This is a genomic window from Qipengyuania aestuarii, from assembly GCF_019711535.1.
Lineage (GTDB): Bacteria > Pseudomonadota > Alphaproteobacteria > Sphingomonadales > Sphingomonadaceae > Qipengyuania > Qipengyuania aestuarii.
The window spans coordinates 218,587-238,627 of sequence record NZ_JAIGNP010000003.1; the positions used below are offsets into that span (position 1 = coordinate 218,587).

Annotated in this window: 26 protein-coding genes and 2 pseudogenes; 14 read left to right on the forward strand and 14 right to left on the reverse strand. The window is 62.1% G+C overall.

Annotated elements, in window-relative coordinates:
* The 7 genes and pseudogenes from K3175_RS10765 to K3175_RS10790 all read left to right on the forward strand — a co-directional run bounded on the left by K3175_RS10765 (position 1) and on the right by K3175_RS10790 (position 5,168).
* Positions 1-519, forward strand: coding sequence for a YybH family protein (locus K3175_RS10765; protein ID WP_221543393.1), 519 nt, complete (start codon positions 1-3; stop codon positions 517-519).
* A gap of 27 nt (positions 520-546) precedes the next feature.
* Positions 547-1,278 carry a PepSY domain-containing protein gene (locus K3175_RS10770; RefSeq protein WP_221543394.1) on the forward strand — a complete coding sequence of 244 codons (732 nt, stop codon included), beginning with the start codon at positions 547-549 and terminating at the stop codon, positions 1,276-1,278.
* A 4-nt stretch (positions 1,279-1,282) separates the two neighbouring features.
* On the forward strand, positions 1,283-1,417 hold the full coding sequence (locus K3175_RS14285) for a hypothetical protein (protein ID WP_267900630.1): 135 nt from the start codon (positions 1,283-1,285) through the stop codon (positions 1,415-1,417).
* 91 nt (positions 1,418-1,508) lie between these two features.
* Positions 1,509-2,180: a DUF2231 domain-containing protein gene (locus K3175_RS10775; protein WP_221543395.1), complete on the forward strand. Its 672-nt coding sequence runs from the start codon at positions 1,509-1,511 to the stop codon at positions 2,178-2,180.
* A 14-nt stretch (positions 2,181-2,194) separates the two neighbouring features.
* Positions 2,195-2,602 carry a hypothetical protein gene (locus K3175_RS10780; RefSeq protein WP_221543396.1) on the forward strand — a complete coding sequence of 136 codons (408 nt, stop codon included), beginning with the start codon at positions 2,195-2,197 and terminating at the stop codon, positions 2,600-2,602.
* A 663-nt stretch (positions 2,603-3,265) separates the two neighbouring features.
* A pseudogene (locus K3175_RS10785) lies at positions 3,266-4,162 on the forward strand (YifB family Mg chelatase-like AAA ATPase); the annotation flags it as partial.
* A 199-nt stretch (positions 4,163-4,361) separates the two neighbouring features.
* Positions 4,362-5,168 (forward strand): alpha/beta hydrolase, encoded by an 807-nt coding sequence (locus K3175_RS10790; protein WP_221543397.1) that lies wholly within the window; start codon positions 4,362-4,364, stop codon positions 5,166-5,168.
* 50 nt (positions 5,169-5,218) lie between these two features.
* Here the strand turns inward: K3175_RS10790 and K3175_RS10795 are convergent, their stop codons facing one another.
* Positions 5,219-5,677, reverse strand: a complete 459-nt coding sequence (locus tag K3175_RS10795) for a hypothetical protein (RefSeq protein ID WP_247710865.1) — start codon at positions 5,675-5,677, stop codon at positions 5,219-5,221.
* A gap of 116 nt (positions 5,678-5,793) precedes the next feature.
* Between K3175_RS10795 and K3175_RS10800 the strand changes: the two genes are divergently transcribed.
* Positions 5,794-6,222: a MarR family winged helix-turn-helix transcriptional regulator gene (locus K3175_RS10800; RefSeq protein WP_221543398.1), complete on the forward strand. Its 429-nt coding sequence runs from the start codon at positions 5,794-5,796 to the stop codon at positions 6,220-6,222.
* Positions 6,223-6,351: 129 nt separating this feature from the next.
* Positions 6,352-6,480: pseudogene (locus K3175_RS10805) on the forward strand (magnesium chelatase subunit ChlI family protein); the annotation flags it as partial.
* Between the two features lie 104 nt (positions 6,481-6,584).
* On the opposite strand, the gene K3175_RS10810 reads toward K3175_RS10805, so the two are convergent.
* Positions 6,585-7,094, reverse strand: coding sequence for a MarR family winged helix-turn-helix transcriptional regulator (locus K3175_RS10810; protein WP_221543399.1), 510 nt, complete (start codon positions 7,092-7,094; stop codon positions 6,585-6,587).
* 240 nt (positions 7,095-7,334) lie between these two features.
* Between K3175_RS10810 and K3175_RS10815 the strand changes: the two genes are divergently transcribed.
* Positions 7,335-8,651: a serine hydrolase domain-containing protein gene (locus K3175_RS10815; protein ID WP_221543400.1), complete on the forward strand. Its 1,317-nt coding sequence runs from the start codon at positions 7,335-7,337 to the stop codon at positions 8,649-8,651.
* A gap of 127 nt (positions 8,652-8,778) precedes the next feature.
* On the opposite strand, the gene K3175_RS10820 is transcribed toward K3175_RS10815, so the two are convergent.
* The 4 genes from K3175_RS10820 to K3175_RS10835 form a co-directional block, all read right to left on the reverse strand.
* Positions 8,779-9,558 (reverse strand): DUF3658 domain-containing protein, encoded by a 780-nt coding sequence (locus K3175_RS10820; protein ID WP_221543401.1) that lies wholly within the window; start codon positions 9,556-9,558, stop codon positions 8,779-8,781.
* Positions 9,559-9,580: 22 nt separating this feature from the next.
* Positions 9,581-9,931 carry a hypothetical protein gene (locus K3175_RS10825; RefSeq protein WP_221543402.1) on the reverse strand — a complete coding sequence of 117 codons (351 nt, stop codon included), beginning with the start codon at positions 9,929-9,931 and terminating at the stop codon, positions 9,581-9,583.
* Between the two features lie 142 nt (positions 9,932-10,073).
* Positions 10,074-10,418 carry a hypothetical protein gene (locus K3175_RS10830; RefSeq protein WP_221543403.1) on the reverse strand — a complete coding sequence of 115 codons (345 nt, stop codon included), beginning with the start codon at positions 10,416-10,418 and terminating at the stop codon, positions 10,074-10,076.
* Between the two features lie 18 nt (positions 10,419-10,436).
* Positions 10,437-10,991: a winged helix-turn-helix transcriptional regulator gene (locus K3175_RS10835; protein WP_221543404.1), complete on the reverse strand. Its 555-nt coding sequence runs from the start codon at positions 10,989-10,991 to the stop codon at positions 10,437-10,439.
* A 184-nt stretch (positions 10,992-11,175) separates the two neighbouring features.
* Here K3175_RS10835 and K3175_RS10840 point away from each other — a divergent pair, with 184 nt between their 5' ends.
* Positions 11,176-11,508: a DUF8200 family protein gene (locus K3175_RS10840; RefSeq protein WP_221543405.1), complete on the forward strand. Its 333-nt coding sequence runs from the start codon at positions 11,176-11,178 to the stop codon at positions 11,506-11,508.
* 81 nt (positions 11,509-11,589) lie between these two features.
* Here K3175_RS10840 and K3175_RS10845 read toward each other — a convergent pair whose 3' ends face one another.
* From K3175_RS10845 to galE, 3 genes are all read right to left on the reverse strand, one after another.
* Complete coding sequence (locus K3175_RS10845; protein WP_221543406.1) at positions 11,590-12,204, reverse strand: HAD family hydrolase; 615 nt, start codon at positions 12,202-12,204, stop codon at positions 11,590-11,592.
* A 96-nt stretch (positions 12,205-12,300) separates the two neighbouring features.
* Positions 12,301-12,426: a type B 50S ribosomal protein L36 gene (gene ykgO, locus K3175_RS10850; RefSeq protein ID WP_006833921.1), complete on the reverse strand. Its 126-nt coding sequence runs from the start codon at positions 12,424-12,426 to the stop codon at positions 12,301-12,303.
* A 90-nt stretch (positions 12,427-12,516) separates the two neighbouring features.
* A complete protein-coding gene (gene galE / locus K3175_RS10855) occupies positions 12,517-13,530 on the reverse strand; it encodes a UDP-glucose 4-epimerase GalE (RefSeq protein WP_221543407.1) in 1,014 nt (337 codons plus the stop codon).
* A gap of 135 nt (positions 13,531-13,665) precedes the next feature.
* Between galE and K3175_RS10860 the strand changes: the two genes are divergently transcribed.
* Positions 13,666-14,271: a DUF4136 domain-containing protein gene (locus K3175_RS10860; RefSeq protein WP_221543408.1), complete on the forward strand. Its 606-nt coding sequence runs from the start codon at positions 13,666-13,668 to the stop codon at positions 14,269-14,271.
* Positions 14,268-15,407 (forward strand): M14 family metallopeptidase, encoded by a 1,140-nt coding sequence (locus tag K3175_RS10865; protein ID WP_221543409.1) that lies wholly within the window; start codon positions 14,268-14,270, stop codon positions 15,405-15,407. Before K3175_RS10860 ends, K3175_RS10865 begins: the two co-directional genes overlap by 4 nt.
* A gap of 4 nt (positions 15,408-15,411) precedes the next feature.
* On the opposite strand, the gene K3175_RS10870 is transcribed toward K3175_RS10865, so the two are convergent.
* The 5 genes from K3175_RS10870 to K3175_RS10890 all read right to left on the reverse strand — a co-directional run bounded on the left by K3175_RS10870 (position 15,412) and on the right by K3175_RS10890 (position 18,381).
* A complete protein-coding gene (locus K3175_RS10870; RefSeq protein ID WP_221543410.1) occupies positions 15,412-16,416 on the reverse strand; it encodes a S66 peptidase family protein in 1,005 nt (334 codons plus the stop codon).
* 80 nt (positions 16,417-16,496) lie between these two features.
* Entirely contained in the window at positions 16,497-16,679 is a 183-nt protein-coding gene (locus K3175_RS10875) for a hypothetical protein (RefSeq protein WP_221543411.1), read from the reverse strand.
* Positions 16,680-16,740: 61 nt separating this feature from the next.
* Entirely contained in the window at positions 16,741-17,157 is a 417-nt protein-coding gene (locus tag K3175_RS10880) for a cytidine deaminase (RefSeq protein WP_221543412.1), read from the reverse strand.
* Positions 17,158-17,166: 9 nt separating this feature from the next.
* Positions 17,167-17,871: a glycoside hydrolase family 25 protein gene (locus tag K3175_RS10885; RefSeq protein WP_221543413.1), complete on the reverse strand. Its 705-nt coding sequence runs from the start codon at positions 17,869-17,871 to the stop codon at positions 17,167-17,169.
* A 6-nt stretch (positions 17,872-17,877) separates the two neighbouring features.
* Complete coding sequence (locus K3175_RS10890; RefSeq protein ID WP_221543414.1) at positions 17,878-18,381, reverse strand: UPF0262 family protein; 504 nt, start codon at positions 18,379-18,381, stop codon at positions 17,878-17,880.
* A gap of 133 nt (positions 18,382-18,514) precedes the next feature.
* On the opposite strand from K3175_RS10890, the gene K3175_RS10895 reads away from it, so the two are divergent.
* Positions 18,515-20,041 carry a replicative DNA helicase gene (locus K3175_RS10895; RefSeq protein ID WP_221543415.1) on the forward strand — a complete coding sequence of 509 codons (1,527 nt, stop codon included), beginning with the start codon at positions 18,515-18,517 and terminating at the stop codon, positions 20,039-20,041.

Here is a 20,041-nt window from a genome sequence, read left to right on the forward strand (position 1 = left end):
ATGACCAAGACTTTGACACGCATCGCGGCGACTGCGCTTGTTGCCACGCTGATACCGCTGCCAGCCTTCGCGCAGCAGATGGACCACTCTTCCCATGCGAACCATCAGATGCACGCGATGGACGCTTCGGCGGACGATGTCGCGGGCGCTGAAGAAACCCTCAAGGCCTATCGCACCGCTCTTGAAGCGCGCGACGCGCAGGCAATGCGCGCGCTCTTCGCCGAGGACTCGGCGATCTTCGAGAATGGCAAGGCCGAAGGAAGCTTTGCCAATTACATGGAGCACCATTTGGGCCCCGAGCTCGACGCGATTGTGAGCTTCACCTTTACCGACCCCATGCTGACCGTCACCCGGATGGGGCACATGGCCCATGCCTATGAGACGTATGGCTATCGCATCGAACTTAGCGATGGCCGGGTGATCGAGCGCGACGGCGTGGCGACATCGGTGCTTGCTCACGATGCGGACGGGTGGAGAATCGTCCAGTACCATTCCTCGTCGCGCGCGCCGCGCAACTGATTACGGCTTTCGAAGAGGTAGCACCGGTTGGCAACGCCGTCGCTGAAGCTGCGCCTGCATGTGCTCGGCAGCAAGATCCACAAATGGCTGGCGATTTTCGTCGGTGTCCAGGTTCTCTTGTGGATGGGAACCGGCGCCCTCATGTCGTTTCTCGACCTGGAAGAAGTTCGCTCCGAACATGTCGTTTCGCGTGAACAAGAGGCGCTGCCCGCCGATGCCCCGCTCCCGGCCTGGGTCGCAAACGACGGTACTCTTGCAGCGGTAACGACACGTTCGCTCGACGGCGATGCCGTGACCGAGGTCCGCAAGGTTGACGGTAGCGTGAGCCTCCACGATCCGGTGACTGGGCGTAAACTCTCCCCCATCTCGGCGGCAACGGCAAAATCCATCGCCTTGCGCGCATGGACCGGGCCGCGCACGATCATCGAGGCCGCACGGATCGTCGATGACCCCATCGGAACCGAGTTTCGCGGCCCTTTTCCGGCCTGGCAGGTCACCTATGCTGACGAGGCTTCGACGCGCATCTACATCGATGCCGCCAGCGGCACGCTCGGGGCGGCGCGCAGCGATACATGGCGCCTGTTCGATTTCATCTGGGGCCTCCACATCATGGACTGGACCGAGCGCGACCGCATCAACAGTTGGTGGCTGCTGCTGTTCGGCATTGGCGGCACGATCATAGCCCTGTCGGGTTTCGTCCTGCTGGCGAACCGGATGCCGAGGCTGCGCCGCCGCGCAAAGAAGAGCAAGCTCGCCTGAGCCCATGGGGCTTATTCGCGTGGGCGAACGCCTTACCCTCGTTCGCCAGGCCGAACGCGGCCAGGAGCCGAATGCGTTCGACGATCGCGATGATGCCGCCAGCAAGCGTGACCACCCGGGCGCACTTCAGTCGCGCTGAACTATCAAATTAATGCGAGGGGCACGCGGCTGCCGTGCGTATCAGGCACATAGGTCGCACTTTAAATGCAGGGTCGGGAGACATACGAGACATGAGAGCCCCCTCATTTCTGGCGCTGCTCGCCGCAAGCCTGCTCTTCGTCGGACCCGTTCAGGCTCATGGCGACGAAAAGCACGGCGAAGAGGCGAGCGCCGCGCCTGCTGCCACCAATGGCGATGTGCACGACCAGGCGGCCATGGCGCAGATGGGCGAGACTGCGGATGCTGGCGAGTCCTCCGGCGCGCACGATGAAGCGGGCGCAGCCCATGACGAGGCCGGTGGCCATGCGGATGAGAGCGAAACCGGCGTCATGGCCGTACTGAAAAAGCTGCATCCGGCAACGATCCACTTCCCGATCGCCTTGTTTTTCATGGCTGCGGCCACCGAATTGTTCGTGATGCGCCGGAAAGGAGCAGGCCTGGAAAGTGCGGTGCGCGTACTCGTCTACGGCGGAGCAATCGGCGCAGTCGTCGCAGTTCTGTTCGGATGGATTCACACCGGTCTGTGGTTCGGCGGCGATACTGTCATGCAAGTCCATCGATGGACCGGTATGCTGATTGCGGTTCTCGGTATTGCGATGGCATACCTCGCGAGCAGGCCGAGCCAGAGCCGCGCATGGTTGCGCGCGTCGATCTTCTCCATGGCGGCACTCGTTCTCATCCAGGGGTTCCTTGGCGGCGAGCTCGCGCACGGACCGGACCATCTTGGCGTTTCGTGGCTCTGAAGGAGTTGAATAACATGCGAATTCTGAAATCGAACACCGCGATAGCATTTCTCACGACCGCGCCATTGACGTTCGCTCTCGCCGCTTGTGACCAAGCGCAGGAGAGCACACCGGCTGCTGAGGTTTCGCCTATGGGCGGAACTGCGGTGATGCCTGGCACGGCACCCGAGGCGGGTCTTGCAGACCCGGCAACCTCTCCCTCCGAAAATGAGGCAGCGGCCGCACGTCAGGACGCTCTTTCGACAATTGGCGCCGCCACGCCTGCGTCACGGCGCGCTGTCCCGCCCGCATCACGCGCAACTGCCACACCCGCAGCGCCAGCAACGCGCACGCAACCCGCGAGCGAGGCGACCCCGCCCGCCGATCCCCATGCGGGCCATGACATGTCCTCGATGGCCGATCACGACATGGACAGCATGTGATCGGGCGCGTTCCCCGGTGACACGGCTATTCAGGAGATACCCTGGGCAGGAAACCGCAACGAACATCGCAAGATCAGGAAAGGACGGCCCCGCCTCCCCCCGAAGCCCTGCAGGTCGCAGGTGCCCCCAAGGGGCCGTCCAGGAACCCCGCGTGAAGCCCAACCCGACTCGCGGGGTTCCGCTTGCCCGGCTTTGCTGTCCCCGTGCCAGGCGCTTGCCGGCATGGCATTGTGCTATGTGAGCAGCGCGCAGAAAATCGCCTCGATGATTATGAAAGCAACCGCATCTGTCGGAATCGGGAAAAGGCGGAGCGTTGTCGGCTTGGGAGGACGAAGGTAAGCGGTTCACTTAGCGTCTATGGATTGAGCCCGAAGTAGAACGGCCGCATTCGTCCAATCGACGAGCAGAGTATTTCATTCGATCTCAGACGCAAAACCAGCGCGGAAATAGACGGATATCCGCCAAAAAGGGCTGCTAGTCGCTGCCAATCGCAGATCCGTAGGCGGAGACCTAAACTGCTAGCGATTGGTGATTGATCGCTTTTTGCCGTGGATTGAGAGTTTGGCCGAACAGCTTGTCTGCTTGAGAACAACACTAATAGCCGACTGACCGCTAGCGGCCCCGTTCCGGCCATTCCGGTACCTATCCACAGCTGATATCAGCGCGAGTGTAGGCATATCTAACCTGCTGATGATCGGCCCGCCGGGCGCGGGCAAGTCGCTGCTCGCCAGCTGCCTTCCCGGCATCCTGCCGCCGCTGTCCCCGCCGGAGGCACTGGAGGTGAGCATGGTGCAATCGGTCGCCGGCCTGCTCGAAGACGGGCGGATCAGCCGCGCTCGCCCATTTCGCGCGCCGCATCATTCGGCCAGCATGGCGGCGCTGACCGGCGGCGGGCTGAAGGTGAAGCCGGGCGAGGTCAGCCTGGCGCACCTGGGCGTCCTGTTCCTCGACGAACTGCCCGAATTCCAGCGCGCCGTGCTCGATTCGCTACGCCAGCCGCTGGAGACGAACACGGTCGATGTGGCGCGCGCCAATGCGCATGTGACCTTCCCCGCCAATGTCCAGCTCGTCGCGGCGATGAACCCGTGCCGCTGCGGCCATCTGGGCGATCCCGCGCTGGCCTGCAGCCGCGCGCCCCGATGCGCTGCCGATTACCAGAGCAAGGTGTCCGGCCCGCTGCTCGACCGGATCGATCTGCATGTCGATGTCGATGCGGTGAGCGCTGCAGACCTTGCCCTGCCCCCGCCCGCCGAAGGCAGCGCCGAAGTCGCCGCCCGCGTCGCCCGCGCCCGTGCGGTCCAGACCGCCCGCGCCCAGACCAGCGGCGCGCGCACCAATGCCGAATTGCAGGGCGACGCGCTGGAGGAATTCGCCGGGCCGGACGACAAGGGCCGCGAACTGCTCATGCAGGCAGCCACCGCCATGCGACTATCGGCGCGCGGCTATACCCGCATGCTGAGAGTGGCCCGCACGATCGCCGATCTGGCAGGCGCAGAAACGGTAGGCCGCATCCATGTGGCCGAAGCGCTGAGTTATCGCAGGCAACCGCCACGGGCGTGAGGCGCGGCGGTTGCCTGGAGATCCCTCGGCCACGTAATTGCCGGCTCTAATCGCGCTCGACTGCGCAATTCTCTTCTCGGTTCAGGTATTCTGTGTTCTAATATTTCGCGAACGGCCTGTTGGAGACAATATGCGTAAAGCAGCTGGTGCATTGATGAACTGCGTTGTCAGCATTGCTCTTCTGAGTGGCTGTGCAGCCATGGATGCCGCCTCGACTCCCGTCGTAGGACAGCAGAAGGCTGCATTCGCTGCGCCGGAGCATGTCATGTTGCCGGCCGCTAGTCGCACGATCGACCTTTCTATCTATCGCCCGGTGACCGCGCCGCGTGGGGCGATCTTCCTGTCGCACGGGGCCGGCGGTTCGCCCGCCCGCCTCGAATTGCTGATAGACCGGCTAAGGGGTGCGGGTTTCGTGGTTCTGGCGCCGCTTCATGGCGATTCCATCCTTATTCCCGAAGATCGGCGGGAGGATTTGCGAACCGCCTTGATGACCCGGATCGGCGACCTGCAGGCGGTGAGCGCTTATTCTGCCGAGGCGTTTCCCGATTTGCCCTATGGCGCTGTGGGGCACAGCTACGGCTCGCTCATCGGCCTCATCGGCGGCGGTGCCTTGCAAACCATGTTCGATGCGCGCGTACCGCGGATCGAGGCCGTGGCGAGCTTTTCGTCTCCCGGCGTCATTCCAGGATTGACCGAGCCGGAAGGCCGGCTGGAGACGGTGACGGTTCCCACCCTGATGATTACGGGCACTGCGGATACGGTGGAACCGTTCGCCCTCGACCCGCAAAGCCACGCGACCTATTTCGAGCGTCAGCCGGCGGGCGAGCGCACGCTTCTCGTCGTCGACGGCGCGTCGCATAATTTCGTCTATGGCGGACAGCCCCATTACGATGAGGCGGTGGACCTTCTCATCGCCTTCCTGCGCGCCGAGCTACTTGACGATGCAGCCGCGGCAAAACGGTTTGGCAGTGCGCAAACGGGCAGCGGAATAACGGTCCGCCGTTGACCAGCGCAGAACACCGCCCGGGGTAGCACCTCCTGCGGCGCGGGCCGCCCTCAAGGTTGCGCGCTTCGAGGACGAACCCTCAGCCTGCCAGTCATTCTCAGCCCGTCTCGCATGTTGAGGCCAAGAAGCACCAGGTTTGCCGCGCCCGCTACCAGTTCAATCGCCTGCACGGCGTAAAACGCAGCATCGAACTCCCCGGCAGTAGCCTTCCATGCGAGGAATAAGGCTGAGGGGACCAGAATGAGTAATCCGTTGGCTGCGATCACAGGCATACGCTTCAGCTTGGTAGCGGCCAGCCCTTTCGCCCGCCCTCCGGTCAGTGAAAACCCGGTTCCGCCTACAACTGCAAGAGCGGGTATCAATAGCAGGAAACCCCACGGAATTGCTGTTTTGACGGCCACCACCGCCTCCGTCGAGCCGGACAGTTCGCTGATGAGTGTCGAGAGCCAGAAGCTTGCGATCGTCAGCAGCGCGATTGCGCCCGCGATGCGATGAACCAGCTTTTTCATGTCCACATGTCCTTTATTGCGGTAGTGTCGCTATGAAGCATCTTTGACATGATGGTGTCAATATAAATGGAAGGTGTCATATGCCCGCTGAAGATCCGCGATCGAAAGCAGAAACGTTGACTGACGTTATCCTTGCCATGTTTCGGGCCAACAACGCGACGCTCGCCTGGGGCGACCGGATCGTTTCGCCGCTCGGCCTGACCAGTGCGCGGTGGCAGATTCTCGGGGCGATCGTACAGGCCGACCGGGCGCAGCCCGTGGCATGGCTGGCCCGGGATCTGGGGGCGAACCGCCAGAATGTGCAGCGGATCGTGAACGACTTGGAGAAGGACGGACTGGTTTCGTTCGAGCCAAACCCGCATCACAAGCGGGCTCAACTCGTTGTTCTGACGCCGAAGGGGCAGGAAACATACGATGCCGCAATCGGTCTCTATGGTCCGCGCGTGGAAGCGTTGGCGCAGGATCTGACCGTCGAGGACCTTCAGGCGACACGACGAGTGCTGACAGCGTTACGAACGAAACTCGAAACTTCGGCGGCAGACTGACGCTGTTTTACGCCCCAGTCCTCGTGGTGGCCTTCGAATTTGGCGAGGACGTCGGCGATTGGCATGCCATGGTTGGGCATTCGACCCGACCACGACTTCTCCACGGTTACGCTCTGTGTGGATTGATCTTCGGCGCGCGGCTATACCCGCATGCTGAGAGTGGCCCGCACGATCGCCGATCTGGCAGGCGCAGAAACGGTCGGCCGAATCCATGTGGCCGAAGCGCTGAGTTATCGCAGGCAACCGCCGCGGGCGTGAAACAGCGAGGGGCGGCTATCAAGTGTGAAGCGGAAAGTCTGCCTCCGCGGACTGGATCCTCTATCGGCTTTCGAGCCCCTGAAGGTAATGATGTGAAGGCGAGGCTACCGCGTCTGATTCTGCTCGAGAAAATCGGCGGTTCGGGCCGATATCGATCTCCTGTCCAGCGCTTTTTCAAGCCGGGCGATTGCCGTGATTGCGTTGCCAGCTTCCTTGTTCAATTCTGCCGCCGCAAGGTCGAGCGCTGAGAACAGCGGTCCGAGCTCTTCCGAAAGCGCTTTTCCCTTGGCGGTCAGCGTCAGGACAGAGCGCCTGCCATCATTCTCATCAACTTTCGAAGTCACCAATTCCGCATTCTCGAGCGACTTGCGAATGACGCTGACCGAGACGTGAGAAAGGCCAAGGCGATCCGCGATCTCCGTCACATTCAAAGCCTCCCCTGCGCGCAGACAGTTGAATACCGGAAACCAGCGCTGTTCGAACTGCACGCCGATCTTCTCGTAGATCGACTTCGCATCGCGATCGATCCTGTCGCTCAGTCGTCGCAGGCGCCCACCGATGGCGAATGCTCCGTATGCCTCGATGCTGCCCTCGCGGGCTTCGTCCGTCTTCATATCCGGCCCAATTGACAATTACGTAACCTGTTACATATAATTCTGTAATAGGTTACGTAATGCCGAAAGTCCGACAATTGCAAGAGCGAGAGAAAACAGATGCATTTCCAGAAAACGTCGCGGCGCGGAGTCCTTGCAATCGGCGGTGGAGCGGCTGCGACCCTCGCCTTAGCCAGCTGCGCGACGCGTAGCGCACAAAGCGGCAGGTTATCCGGGCGTTCACGAAACCTCGTTCGCACCATGGATCTGAGCGGAGCGGTCCTGCTTGCCCGCGGCGACCAGATCGAATTTGCCGAAAGCTACGGTTTGGCGGACAGGGCCAGCGGCAGGCGCAACACTGTCGACACGAAGTTCAATCTCGCATCCGTATCCAAAATGTTCACGGCCATTTGCATCATGCAACTGGTCGAAGCCGGAGCGCTCTCGCTCGGCGATACCATAGCCAGACACCTTCCAGGCTACCCCAACTATGCTGCGGCGAAAAATGTAACGATCGCGCATTTGCTGATGCACAGATCCGGCATCGGTAATTACTGGCAGGGTATGGCAGACCTGAAAGGCCCCTACCCCGAAAACCACAGCGACTATCTGCCGCTATTTGCCCACATCCCTCTCGAACATGAACCGGGCAGCGCTTTCTCTTATTCGAACGGGGGCTACATTGTTCTCGGCCTCGTCATCGAAGCAGTGACAGGCAGAAGTTATTACGACCATGTCCGGCACGCGGTCTTCGAGAGGGCAGGCATGGCAGACACCGACAATTGGCGCGTGGATGAAGAAGTCTCGAATCGTGCGATCGCCTACATGCGATCCGAGGAGAAGCCGGGAGAATGGATCGATTGCAGCAGCCGGCTGGAGGCTCGTGGAAGCGCGGCCGGCAGCGCTTACTCGACCGTTGGCGATCTTCATCGGTTTGCCCTCGCGCTAACACGCAATCGCTTGCTAGGCTCCGAAATGACCAAAGCGTTCCTGCAAGGTCGGTCGGACACTCCTCTTGGCAAATACGGTTATGGGATAGTCGAACAGGACCTCAACGGAACCCGTTTGCTGGGGCACTCGGGCGGCCATTACGGGGTCGCGGGCGAGCTTATGATCTTTCCCGACACCGACACCATATTCGTCGTGCTTACCAATGGCGACGTGGATGGATATTGGGCTACCGAAGCGTTGGTCCATGAAATGATAGCCGGTCCCACCGATGACACACGCAATTACCGTTTCACACAGCAGCTGATCGATGTGACTGTTTCGAAGGGCATCGAAGCCGGCATTTCCGCAAGCCGCAGAAGCGACGGTTCCCGCAAGGCACGAGAAGGCGTAGTCGATCTGGCAGGGTTCAAATATATCCACCGGAGCCGGAACTCCGCCGGGATCGACCTGCTGAAGCTCAATCGCGTGTTGCACCCGGAATCAGACTATGCCGTTTACAGGCTGGCTGATGGCTTGCGCGTTACGGGGCAAACCCGCGCGGCACTCGACATGTACCACGCTTATCTGGAGCGTGTGCCCGGAGATGCCGAGGCAGAAGCCCACATAGACATCTTATCGAGAGAATGACCGGCACTTGGCATGAAAGTCAGGCGATGGGCACCGCCCGATTGGCCTTTCGACCCAGCGATACCGGCAAGGGCGCGGGAAGCCGGCGCATGCCAAAGCTGCAGGAATTGCTTGAGCCATCAGCGCTTCAGGCGCGGCGGACAAGCAGAGGGTCTGGCCCGTATCGGGTGTCGAAACACATTTTCCGAGAGACCTCTACCTTGCCTTGCAAAGCGAGTTCGCGGAGCCGCCAGAATGGGAGGTCGACCTCGACGAAGTGCTCTTGTTGCCAAATAGCGATCATCGCATCGGCCAGAATGCGCTCGGATTTTTTCCATTCCGCTGCACATTGGGCGAGCAACTTGGCATCGAAGAACTCGGCTTCGACGCTTTTTGCTCCGCCATCGCCTACGATCCGAAGATTTTTCGAGGCGTCGCAGAGTTCTCGCCAACGATTTCTCGGAAATCGCACCGGGTCCCACGGTTCACGGCCTGCATTTGCGAGAAGGAATTCGAACGCCGTGACATCAAGCTCGCTCAAGGCTTTGGGTGGTTTTTCCTCCCACGTCCCAGGGAAGCCGTGATCGACCAAAACGAATTCTGCTCGCTCTCCGCCGAATCTGTCGAGATAGAATTGAAGCCCGCATAATTCGGCCGCGTTCTGGGGAGCGACCCACACCAGGTGACGGTCGCTTTTCTCAAGCTCTCGCTGAAAGGTGGCTATACCGGCGGCGATCCAATCCCATCCTCCTCTTTCCCACGGAAGATTTTCGTTGAACCAAGCTTCGCGAGCCGCGAAATCCTCGCGGACGATTGGCCCCCAGTCCAAATTGTCCGGCAATGCGACGACTTTTGTGTCCCTGTCGCTTTTCCCTAGCGCTCGCTGCAGCGAGTCTCCACTGGATGCAGAGAAAGTCACATGGATCATCGCCCAGTGACCTTATCCAGCCTCAGCCCTCTTCACCCAAATCTAGGTTGAGCTTCACCGTCTCGTGCTCGTGGTCGCCTTCGAACTTGGCGAGGAAATCGGCGATGGGCATCGCCTGGTTGGGCATTTCCTGGGTGGTCGGTGCCGGTGCCATGGACACTCCGCCGTCTGCAGGCGTCGTCTTCACATGGAGATAGGGGACCCAGACTTCGCCGTACTCGGCCTGCTGGTACCAGACGTCGAGCACGTCGTAGCTCGCCCAGGTGCCGTCGGGCTCCTTCAGGCGAAGACCTTCGCCGATGCGCGGCACGGTCAGCGACTTGATACGGAATTGCGTCTGGTGCGTTTCGTTCTGAACTTCGATTTCGATCACGTTTTTATCCGGCTCAAGCAGGCATGTGCCCCGATTCTCGACAGGGTATGGCAGCAAGGTGTTTCGATGTTTTTAACGATGACGTCACACCGTCAGAGCGGGATTTGACGTCACTTTTGCAAGAATGCGTTAACCATCGGCCTTAAGGACGGGAATCGCCGTCTGCCGGGGCCGCGGCCTGCGCGGCATCGGCATAGGGCGTATTCTTTAGCAGATGGCGATTGTAATCGGGCGCGCCGTCGGACCACCAGACGGGGCCCCTTTCGCCCAGTTCCACTTTGGCCGCATGCACCTTGCCGCGCGCCAGCTTCTCCGCCGCAGGGTCGTTTACGCGCCTCGCCGCCGCGACGGAGCGGCGCGCATCCATGAGCCGCTTCACGAGCGATTCGCGCTGGTCTTCGGAAAGCGCCGGATTACTGGTGCGCCACAACCGTCCGCGCACGATGATGTAACGGCCATCGGGGGTGGTTTCCGGCGTGCCGGTCACGGGCAGATCATGGCGCCCTCAGGCCGCATCACGCCTTTTGCGAAGCGTCTCGATGTCGACCACTGCGCCGCGGTCCAGCCCCGGCCCGGGCGTCGAAGTGGTGCCATCGGCGCGAAGGCCGAGGTTGGCCCGCTCCACCAGATGGAGGTCCTGCGGGCCGAGAATGCGGCCATCGTGGCTGAGGATCGAGGTAGGACCGATCGGCAGCCGGTCGCGCTCGTCGACCAGCACGGGATTTTCGACCACCTGCTCACCGTATTTCTGACCCCATTGCCGCAGCGCGATCATCGCGGGGAGGAGGTCCAGCCCCTTTTCAGTCAGCCGGTATTCGATCTTGCGGCGATCGTCGGGGCACGGATCCCGTTTGAGGATGCCATGCTCGACCAGCTTGGCGAGCCGATTGGACAGGATGTTGCGAGCGATCCCCAGCTCGCTGAGGAATTCCTCGAAATGGTGGAGACCGTTGAAGCTGGCGCGCAGGATCATGAAGCTCCAGCGTTCGCCCATGACTTCGAGCGCCTGCGGCAAACCGCATTCGGTCAGCTCGCGCAAGGGTTCGCGGATGTCGGGCATAAATTAAGTCCTTCTCGAGAAACCTATCTACCCGAAAACGGCGTGTTGCCAAATGCTTTGCGAAGTTAGTTGCGAATCACAACTGATCGCATTAGGGCGCGTTGCCACCCGTTGCGATTAGCAACCTTTATTCCAGCGTCGCTCGACGCTGCGCATATTCGACCAAGCGAAAGGCTTCTGCATCATGATTATTTCCCGCTCCATCCGCCCCGGCGCCTTCATGGCCGCTGCCCTGTGCGCAGCAGGCGCGCTGGGCGCGATCGGCACTGCGGCTCCTGCCCAGGCCCGCGACGGTGCCTATTATCAGGTGCAGCTGGCCGCGCCCGCAGAGAAGGAAACGGTCATCGCGGGCGGCGTGGCCTGGACCTGCAAGGGCACGAACTGCGTGGCAGCCAAGGGCACTTCGCGCCCCGCACGCATGTGCCGCGAGCTGAAGCGCGATCTGGGCGAAATCGTTGCCTTCACCACCGAAGGCGAGGCTCTGGATGCGGACAAGCTGACCCGCTGCAACCGCTGATTTTCCCGAAATCCCGCCTCCCACTCCATCGGGGGAGGCACCGGCCCCGGTTTCCGGACCGGGGCCTTTTTTGCGTCGGCGCTAGACCAGGCCCCGGTCGACGAGATCTGCCTCCAGTTCGTCGGCACCGGTGAAGTGGTGCACCTGCCATCCGCAATTCGCGGCCGATTCGATATTGGCCGCATTGTCGTCGATGAAGAGCATGCGCTCGGGTGCATGGCCGAAGCGTTCTGCCGATAGCGCGAATATCGCCGGGTCCGGCTTGGCGATCCGCTCGACGCCCGAGACCACGATTTCCCCGAACCGGTCGAATATCCTGTGCCGAGGGCGGAAGCCGGCCCAGAATTCCGCGGCGAAATTGGTGATCGCGAACAGCGGGACATTGCGCGCATGCAGCCGCTCCACCAATTCGTGGCTGCCTTCTACGGGCCCCGGAATGGTTTCGTTGAAGCGTGTGGCATAGGCGCGGATTTCCGCCGTGTAATCGGGGAAGAGCGCGATCCGCTCCAGCACCATTTCGGACAGGGGGCGGCCGGCATCATGGAGAAAATGCCATTCCTCGGTCACGACTTCGCCCAGAATGGTTTCAAGCCGCTCGGGATCGCTGGTCATCTTTTCGTAGAGATGGCGCATGTCCCAGTGATAGAGTACCCGCCCCACATCGAAGACCACCGCATCGACCGGCTCGTGCCGCATGCCTTTTATCCTTCCCGAATGCGTTCGGCCCGCACTCCCATCGGGAGCCGGGCCGATCGTTAGACAATTGCGGGACAGGTCCCGCGAAGCCGAAGCTTAGCCCTGGCGAGCCTTGAAGCGACGGTTGGTCTTGTTAATGACATAGGTGCGGCCGCGACGACGGATCACGCGGCAATCACGGTGACGGCTCTTAAGCGACTTGAGGCTGTTGCGGATCTTCATCGGTTCTCTCTGATCAAATAAATACGCACCGGAAGTAGGGTCCGGTGCGCCGAATTCAAGCGCGCCCGATAGCCACGTGGGTGATTCTGGTCAAGCACTTCCCCGAATTTCGGACAGCCTCCGCTCCCATTGCAGGGCATGTTCGATGATCGTGCCGAGATCGTCATGCTGCGGCCGCCACGGCAGGGTGGCGCGGATGCGGCCTGGATCGGAAACCAGTTCGGCCGGGTCGCCCGCCCGGCGCGGCTCCATCCGCCGCTCGATCGTAGCATTGGTCACGCGGTCCACGGCATTAAGCACTTCGAGGACAGAGAAGCCCCTGCCATAGCCGCAGTTCATGGTGAGCGAACGCTGCGGCTGCTCGATCAGCGCTTCGAGCGCCAGCACATGCGCATTCGCCAGATCGCTGACGTGGATATAGTCGCGCACACCGGTCCCGTCGGGCGTGTCGTAATCGGTGCCGAAGACGGCCACGCTGTCGCGCTTGCCGGTTGCCGCCTCGCAGGCGACCTTGATCAGGTGGGTTGCCCCGGCGGTCGATTGCCCGCTGCGCGCTTCGGGGTCGGCGCCGGCAACGTTGAAATAACGCAAGGCGCAGAAGTTGAAGCCGTGCGCTGCTGCGGCATCAGCCAGCATCTGCTCGGTCATCAGCTTCGACCAGCCGTAAGGATTGATCGGGCTCTTGGGCGAATCCTCGGCCACCGGCGAAGTTTCCGGCACGCCGTAGGTTGCCGCCGTGGACGAGAAGATGAAATGATCGACCCCGCCCGCGACAGCCGCCTCGATCAGCGCACGGCTCTTCACCGTATTGTTCTCGTAATATCGGAGCGGCTGCTCCACCGATTCGGGCACGATGATCGATCCGGCAAAATGCATGATCGCTTTCGTGCCCTGCTCGGCGAAAATACGCGCCAGCGATTCGGCATCGGCGATATCGCCGCGGTAAAGCGGTACGCCGTCGGGAATGGCAAATTCGAACCCGGTCGACAGATTGTCGATAACGGCCACCTCCCAGCCTGCGTCTTTCAGCGCCAGCACCGCATGGCTGCCGATATACCCTGCCCCTCCGGTGACCAGCACCGGCACTTTTCTCGCATCGCTCATGGGGCGCTGGACTAGCATACCATTTGGTAAGGGCAATCGACTAAGGGGCTGTGCGGATGCCGGCAGGAGCATCGGGGCTGCTGGGGCGTTACCTCCCTGACACCCCCAGTTCTGCCCCGCCTGAAAGGTCGTATCATGAAGAACACAGCCCTCCTGCTTGCCGGTTTCGCCGCCCTTTCGCTTTCCGCCTGCGCCACTGCGCCCGGCCCGGTCGAAGTAACCCGTTTCGTTGCGCCCGAACGCGCTGCGACGCTGGGCCAGGGCACGATCTTCATCGAAAGCGCGCCCGGCCAAGATGCCGACAGCCTTGCTCTCATGCCGTATAAGTCGGCAATCGCCGCCGAATTGCGATCGCTTGGCTATTCCGAAAGCGCGCGTACCAGCGCCGGACAGGTGGCCTCGGTTTCGGTTGATCGTTATGTGATGACCGCCGAAGGGCGCCGCTCCCCGGTCAGTGTCGGAGTTGGCGGAAGCACCGGCTCCTACGGCTCGGGCGTGGGCCTCGGCCTCGGCATCAATCTGGGTGGCGGGGCGCGCGACAAGGTCGGCACCGAACTGGCAGTCACCATCCGCGATGCGGCAAGCGGCGAGGCCCTTTGGGAAGGCCGCGCCGAATTCCGTGTGGCGGACAATTCACCCCTTGCGCAAAGCAAGGCCAACGCACAGACACTCGCCGCCGCGCTGTTCAGAGAATTTCCCGGCAATAATGGCGAGACAATTAAAGTAGAGGTTTCCGAGTGAGCGATATCCGGATCGATTCCGCGTTTGACAGTGGCAATATCGACGTCCTTTCGGTGGACGGCGCAACCGCGCGGCTGGCCATTCCGCTGGATACGAACAGCGAGTTCAAGCAGTGGTTCCACTTCCGCGTCGCCGGCGCGAAGGGGCGCGAACTGGTGCTCAAGATCACCCAGCTTTCCGACAGCGCCTATCCCGACGGCTGGCCCGATTACGATGCCTGCGTGTCGGAAGATCGCGATTACTGGGGCCGCGCCGCATCCTCCTATGACAAGGACGAAGAAGGCGGCACGCTGACCATCCGCTATACGCCCGCCAGCGACATCGCCTATTTCGCCTATTTCGCTCCCTATTCGATGGAACGGCATTTCGACCTCGTTGCCGAAGCGGCAGCCTCGGAAGGCGTGGACCATGTGCATCTCGGCACCACGCTCGACGGGCAGCCACTGGACTGCCTCGAAATGGGCGACGGCAGCTTCAACGTATGGCTCTATGCCCGCCAGCATCCCGGTGAAACGCAGGCTGAATGGTGGATGGAAGGCGCGCTCGAAGTGCTTACCGACCCCGCCGACAGCGTCGGGCGCCGCCTGCGCCAGAAGTGCCGCCTGCACATCGTGCCGAACTGCAATCCCGACGGTTCGAAGCGCGGCAACCTGCGCGTCAACGCGGCGGGTGCCAATCTCAACCGCGAATGGGAAAACCCCAGCGCCGAACGCAGCCCCGAAGTGCTGGCGATCCGCAACCACATGGACAAGACCGGCGTCGACTTCGCCATGGACGTCCATGCCGATGAGGCCATTCCCGTGAGCTTCCTGGCCGGTTTCGAAGGCATCCCGTCCTGGACCGACGAGCAGGGTGAACGCTATTACCGCTTCGAACGCATCCTCAATCGCCGGACCACCGATTTCCAGACCGAACTTGGCTATGTGAAGTCTTCCCCCGGCAAGGCCAATCTGTCGATGAGCACCAACCAGGTGGCAGAGCGTTTCGGCGCGACCTCGATGACGCTGGAAATGCCCTATAAGGACAACAAGGCCGATCCCGAGCCGGAACAGGGCTGGAGCCCCGAGCGCTGCAAGATGCTGGCGCGCGACTGTCTGGCATCGCTGGTCGAATGGCTGGACAACGAAGGGGTCTGAGCCGTCAGCCCACAATCGGTTTCAGGAGCGTGATCGTGCGCTCCTGAGCATTGATTTCCACTTCACCGCCGTGGGGCAGGCTCAACTGCCCCCGGTGGTGACCGATATTGGCCCCCGCGACTGCGGGAATGCCGAGCGGTTTCAGATGCCGGTCGAGGACCTCGTCCAAGGTCAGGCCGGCATAGTCGGGTTCAGCGGTGGCGCAGGCGCGGCACCGCCCGAAAACCACTCCTGATAGTTTTCCCAAAACTCCTGCCAGCTCCAGCTGCTGGAGCATCCGGTCGATGCGGTATTCCGCCTCGTTGACGTCTTCCAGGAAAAGGATGGCGCCGCCGAAATCCGGCACCCACGGCGTTCCCATCAGCGTGGACAGTACCGTCAGATTGCCGCCAAAGAGCCGGCCTCTCGCCCGCCCCGGTGTGATAGTGCGGCCTGATGGTCCGTCCTCACCCATACCAAGCACCGGCGTCTCACCGGTGAAGGCCAGCCGCCACAGGCTTTCCCAGCTGGCTTTCGGCCAGGAATTGCTCGCATTGGGCGCGTGGATGGTGGGGAAACCGGCGCGCGCGGCGATGGCCAGGTGAAGCGAAGTGATGTCGCTATAGCCGATGACCAGCTTCGGATTGCGGCGGATCATGTCCCAGTCGAGCATTTCCAGCAGCCGCGCCCCGCCCCAGCCCCCGCGAATGGCGAAGATGGCCGCGACCCGGTCATCGGCGAACATGGCGTTGAGATCGGCAGCGCGCTGCGCATCGGTGCCGGCGAGATAGCCGTCGGTGCGCGCCGCATTTGCGCCCAGCTTGGGAGTGAGGCCCATGCCGCGGATCATGTGCTGGCTGGCAGCAATCGCGTCCGGCGAAACCGCGCTGGCCGGGGCGACGAGACCCACCGTATCGCCCAGGCTGATCCGGCGCGCCCGTTTCCGGTCCCGCGCGGCCGCTTGCGCCGGAAGACCCAGAGCGAGCGGCACGCCTGCCAATGTCCCGAGGGCGGTTCGCCTGTCGATCATGCGCAGGTCCCTAGCGAGGCAGGTCGGCAAGGGCCAGCGCGATGAGCTGTCCTGGAGTGCTGAAAAGGAAAGGCGAAATATTAGGCGCCGGTGTCGGCCATGAGCTTGGCCGCCACGCTTTCGGGAGTTCCGGTCACCAGCAAGGGCTGGCCGCCGACGATCCCGACCAACGTCTGCCCGTTCTCCCCGATCCGGAGCCAGGCGACGTTGCTGGCGACAACCATGTAATTGCCGCCGCGCGATTCAAGATGGACGAATTTCATGGTGTATCTCCGGGCGCCCGATGCGCTGCCGCCATCCTAAACGTGGATGGTAAAGGAGCCGTTAGTCCAGGCTCGCCGGGCCGAACGCGTGGGGGAGCAATTCGCTGAGCTTCACCCTCCGCGTTTCCTCCGCACCGACGCACAGGATGAGCGGATCCGTCCCGCCAAGCTGCGCCAGTTCATTCAGCACCTGCCGGCAACGGCCACATGGCGTGATCGGAGCGCCGCCTCCTTTGTCCAGTGGACCGGTCACGGCCACCGCTTCCAATCCGCCGCGCGCACCATCGGCCATGGCTTTCGAGATCGCCACCGTTTCAGCACACAGCGCGAGGCCATAGCTCGCATTCTCGATATTGGTGCCGGTCACCACGCTGCCGTCTGCAAAGAGCAGCGCGCTGCCCACTGCGAAATCCGAATAGGGCGAATAGGAATTTTCGGCGGCCTCGCGGGCGGCGGCGATCAGATCGTCTTCAGTCATGGACCGCCTCTATGGGCGCACGACCAGCCAGCGCAAGGGCTTCTCGGCCGCAGGGCTCGCATAGACGGAATTTGCGGTCCAGACCGTCCACGGCCTGCCGGCATAGACCGGCTCTTCCCCATCCCCGTCCAGCCACAGCGACCGCTCCAGCCTCCGGGCGGGCCGATAGCGATCCTCGAAGCGCGCGCTCGGAGACAGTACGACCGGCGCTTCGGTGTGCGCTTCGATCTGGTTGACGAGAGTCAGCAATTCGCTCTGCACTGCGGCATCCGAAACCCGTTCGTGGCAATCGTCCGCCAGGCGCGACAGGCGGATGGTGGGCGGCAAAAGGTCCGCATCGCGCGGGACGATGGTCACGTAATTGGCGGATTGCCCGTCGGCGGTTTCGCACGGATCGAACAGATGCACCGCGCCCACCTGCAGCCCGGCTTCGCGCGCTGCGGCCAGATTGCGGGAGAAATTGGCATCCTTGCCGCGCGCCCCGCGACTGGCTTCGAGATAGACGAAGCTGGCGCCGAGCCCTTTCAGCACTTTGAAATCGACCGCGCCGTCATCCTCGCCGACCAAGGCGCCCTGGTCTGGATATTCCTCGTCGGTGGGGCGCCAGCCGCTGCGCTCGTGCTGCAGATACAGCCACGCGCCAGCGCCGATCAGCGCGAGGACGAGGAGCAGCTTGAACAGGAGGCCGATCCGGCCCGTCTTGCGCTTCACCATGTCCGGTCAGCCCTTGATGTGCAGAACGCAGATGAGCGTAAACAGGCGGCGGGCCGTGGCGAAATCGGTCTCGACCTTGCCTTCCAGCCGCTCCAGCAGAAGTTCGGCCGCTCGGTTGTGGACGCCGCGCCGCGCCATGTCGATCGTCTCGATCTCTCCCGCCGTGGCCTTGCGGATTGCCTGATAATAGCTGTCGCAAATGGCGAAATATTCGCGGATCGGGCGGCGGAACCGGGCGAGGCCCAGGAGCAGTTCTTCCACCAGCTGGTCGTCCGCATCGGCGATCGTCATCAGCAGACGCCCATCGCGCACCGCCAGTGTCAGGTGGTAAGGCCCGGTCGCCCCCCGCTCGGCAGCGCGCACGGGCTTGAAGCTGTTTTCCTCGATCAGATCGAAGATGGCGATGCGCCGTTCCTGCTCGATATCGGCATTGCGCCAGATGATCGTTTCCTCGTCGAGGTCGATCTTCGCGATACGCTGGTCGCCGGCAGGGGTGGTTGAATCGCTCATGATGCCAGCCTGCTTTCGCAACTGCGGTCAAGCGGGGCAAGGTCGAACTTTGGCTCATCCTTCCACAGGGCTGTCCGCATCGGGTCTTTCGGCGGCGGTTCAATCGCCAGGCAATTTGCTCCATAACCCCGCCATGGCCGACATTGACCTTCTCTTCCCAGCGACTGATTCGACTGCAGAAAACCAGAAACAGGGCCAAACCCTGCCCAGCAATGTGGAGGCCGAAGCCGCCTTTCTGGGCGCAGTGCTGATCGACAATCAGGTGGTGCAGGAGCTCAATACGCCGCTGCAGCCGCATCATTTCTACGAACCGGTCCACCAGCGCATCTACGACCGTGTCCACAAGCTGATCGACCGCAATTCGGTCGCCACGCCGGTGACGCTGAAGCCCTATTTCGAAAGCGACGAGGCACTGAAGCAACTGGGCGGCGTGACCTATCTCGCCCAGCTGACCGCCGATGGGCAGGGCTTGCTCGCGACCGGCAAGCTGGCCGAACAGATCTACGATCTCGCACTGCTGCGCGAACTGGTCACCGTGGGCCGCAATCTGGTCGAAAGCGCGCTCGACACATCGGAAGAAGTCGCGCCGATGGACCAGATCAGCAAGGCCGAAGCCGATCTCTACAAGGTCGCCGAAGGTGCCACGACTGGCAGCGAGGCGCAGGACTTCCGCACCGCCGCGCTGGGCGCATTGAAGATGGTCGAAGCGGCGATCAATTCGGGCGGCAAGTTTTCAGGCAAGACGACGGGCCTCGAAACGGTCAACGACAAGACCAGCGGCCTCCACAATTCCGACCTCATCATCCTCGCCGGGCGTCCCGGCATGGGCAAGACCTCGCTGGCTACCAACATCGCCTTCAACGCGGCGCGCCGGCTAATGGACGATCACAAGCTCGGCATCGAAACCGGCGAGAGCCCTGGCGCGGCGACTGCCTTCTTCAGCCTGGAAATGAGCGCGGACCAGCTGGCCACGCGTATCTTGGCCGAAACGGCGGAAATTTCCTCGGAAAAGCTGCGTTCGGGCCGCTTGAGCAAAGAGGAGTTCCAGCGGCTTTCTTTCGCCAGCCAGGAATTGAACGAACTACCACTCTATATCGACGACACGCCCGGCCTCACCATCGGCGCACTGCGCACCCGTGCGCGGCGGCTGAAGCGCCGCCATGACATCGGGCTGGTCATCGTCGACTATCTTCAACTGCTACAGGGCTCGGGCCGCGCAAACGACAACCGCGTCAACGAAATCTCGGAAATCAGCCGCGGTCTCAAGACCCTGGCCAAGGAACTCCATGTTCCGGTCATCGCGCTGTCACAGCTAAGCCGTGCCGTGGAACAGCGCGAGGACAAGCGCCCGCAGCTTTCCGACCTGCGCGAATCCGGCTCGATCGAGCAGGACGCCGACATGGTCTGGTTCATCTTCCGCGGCGAATATTATCACAACGCCCTGAAACCCGACACGCCGGACGAAACCAGCAGCGAGGAAGTCCGCATGAAATATGCGGATTGGGAGGCCCGCCATCTTGAACTGGTCAACCGCGCGACCCTGATCGTGGCCAAGCAACGTCATGGTTCGACGGGCAATGTCCCGCTGCTGTTCCAGAGCGAGTTCACCAAGTTCACCTCGCCGGAAATGCGCGGCGGATACGAGGATGATTACGAGTAA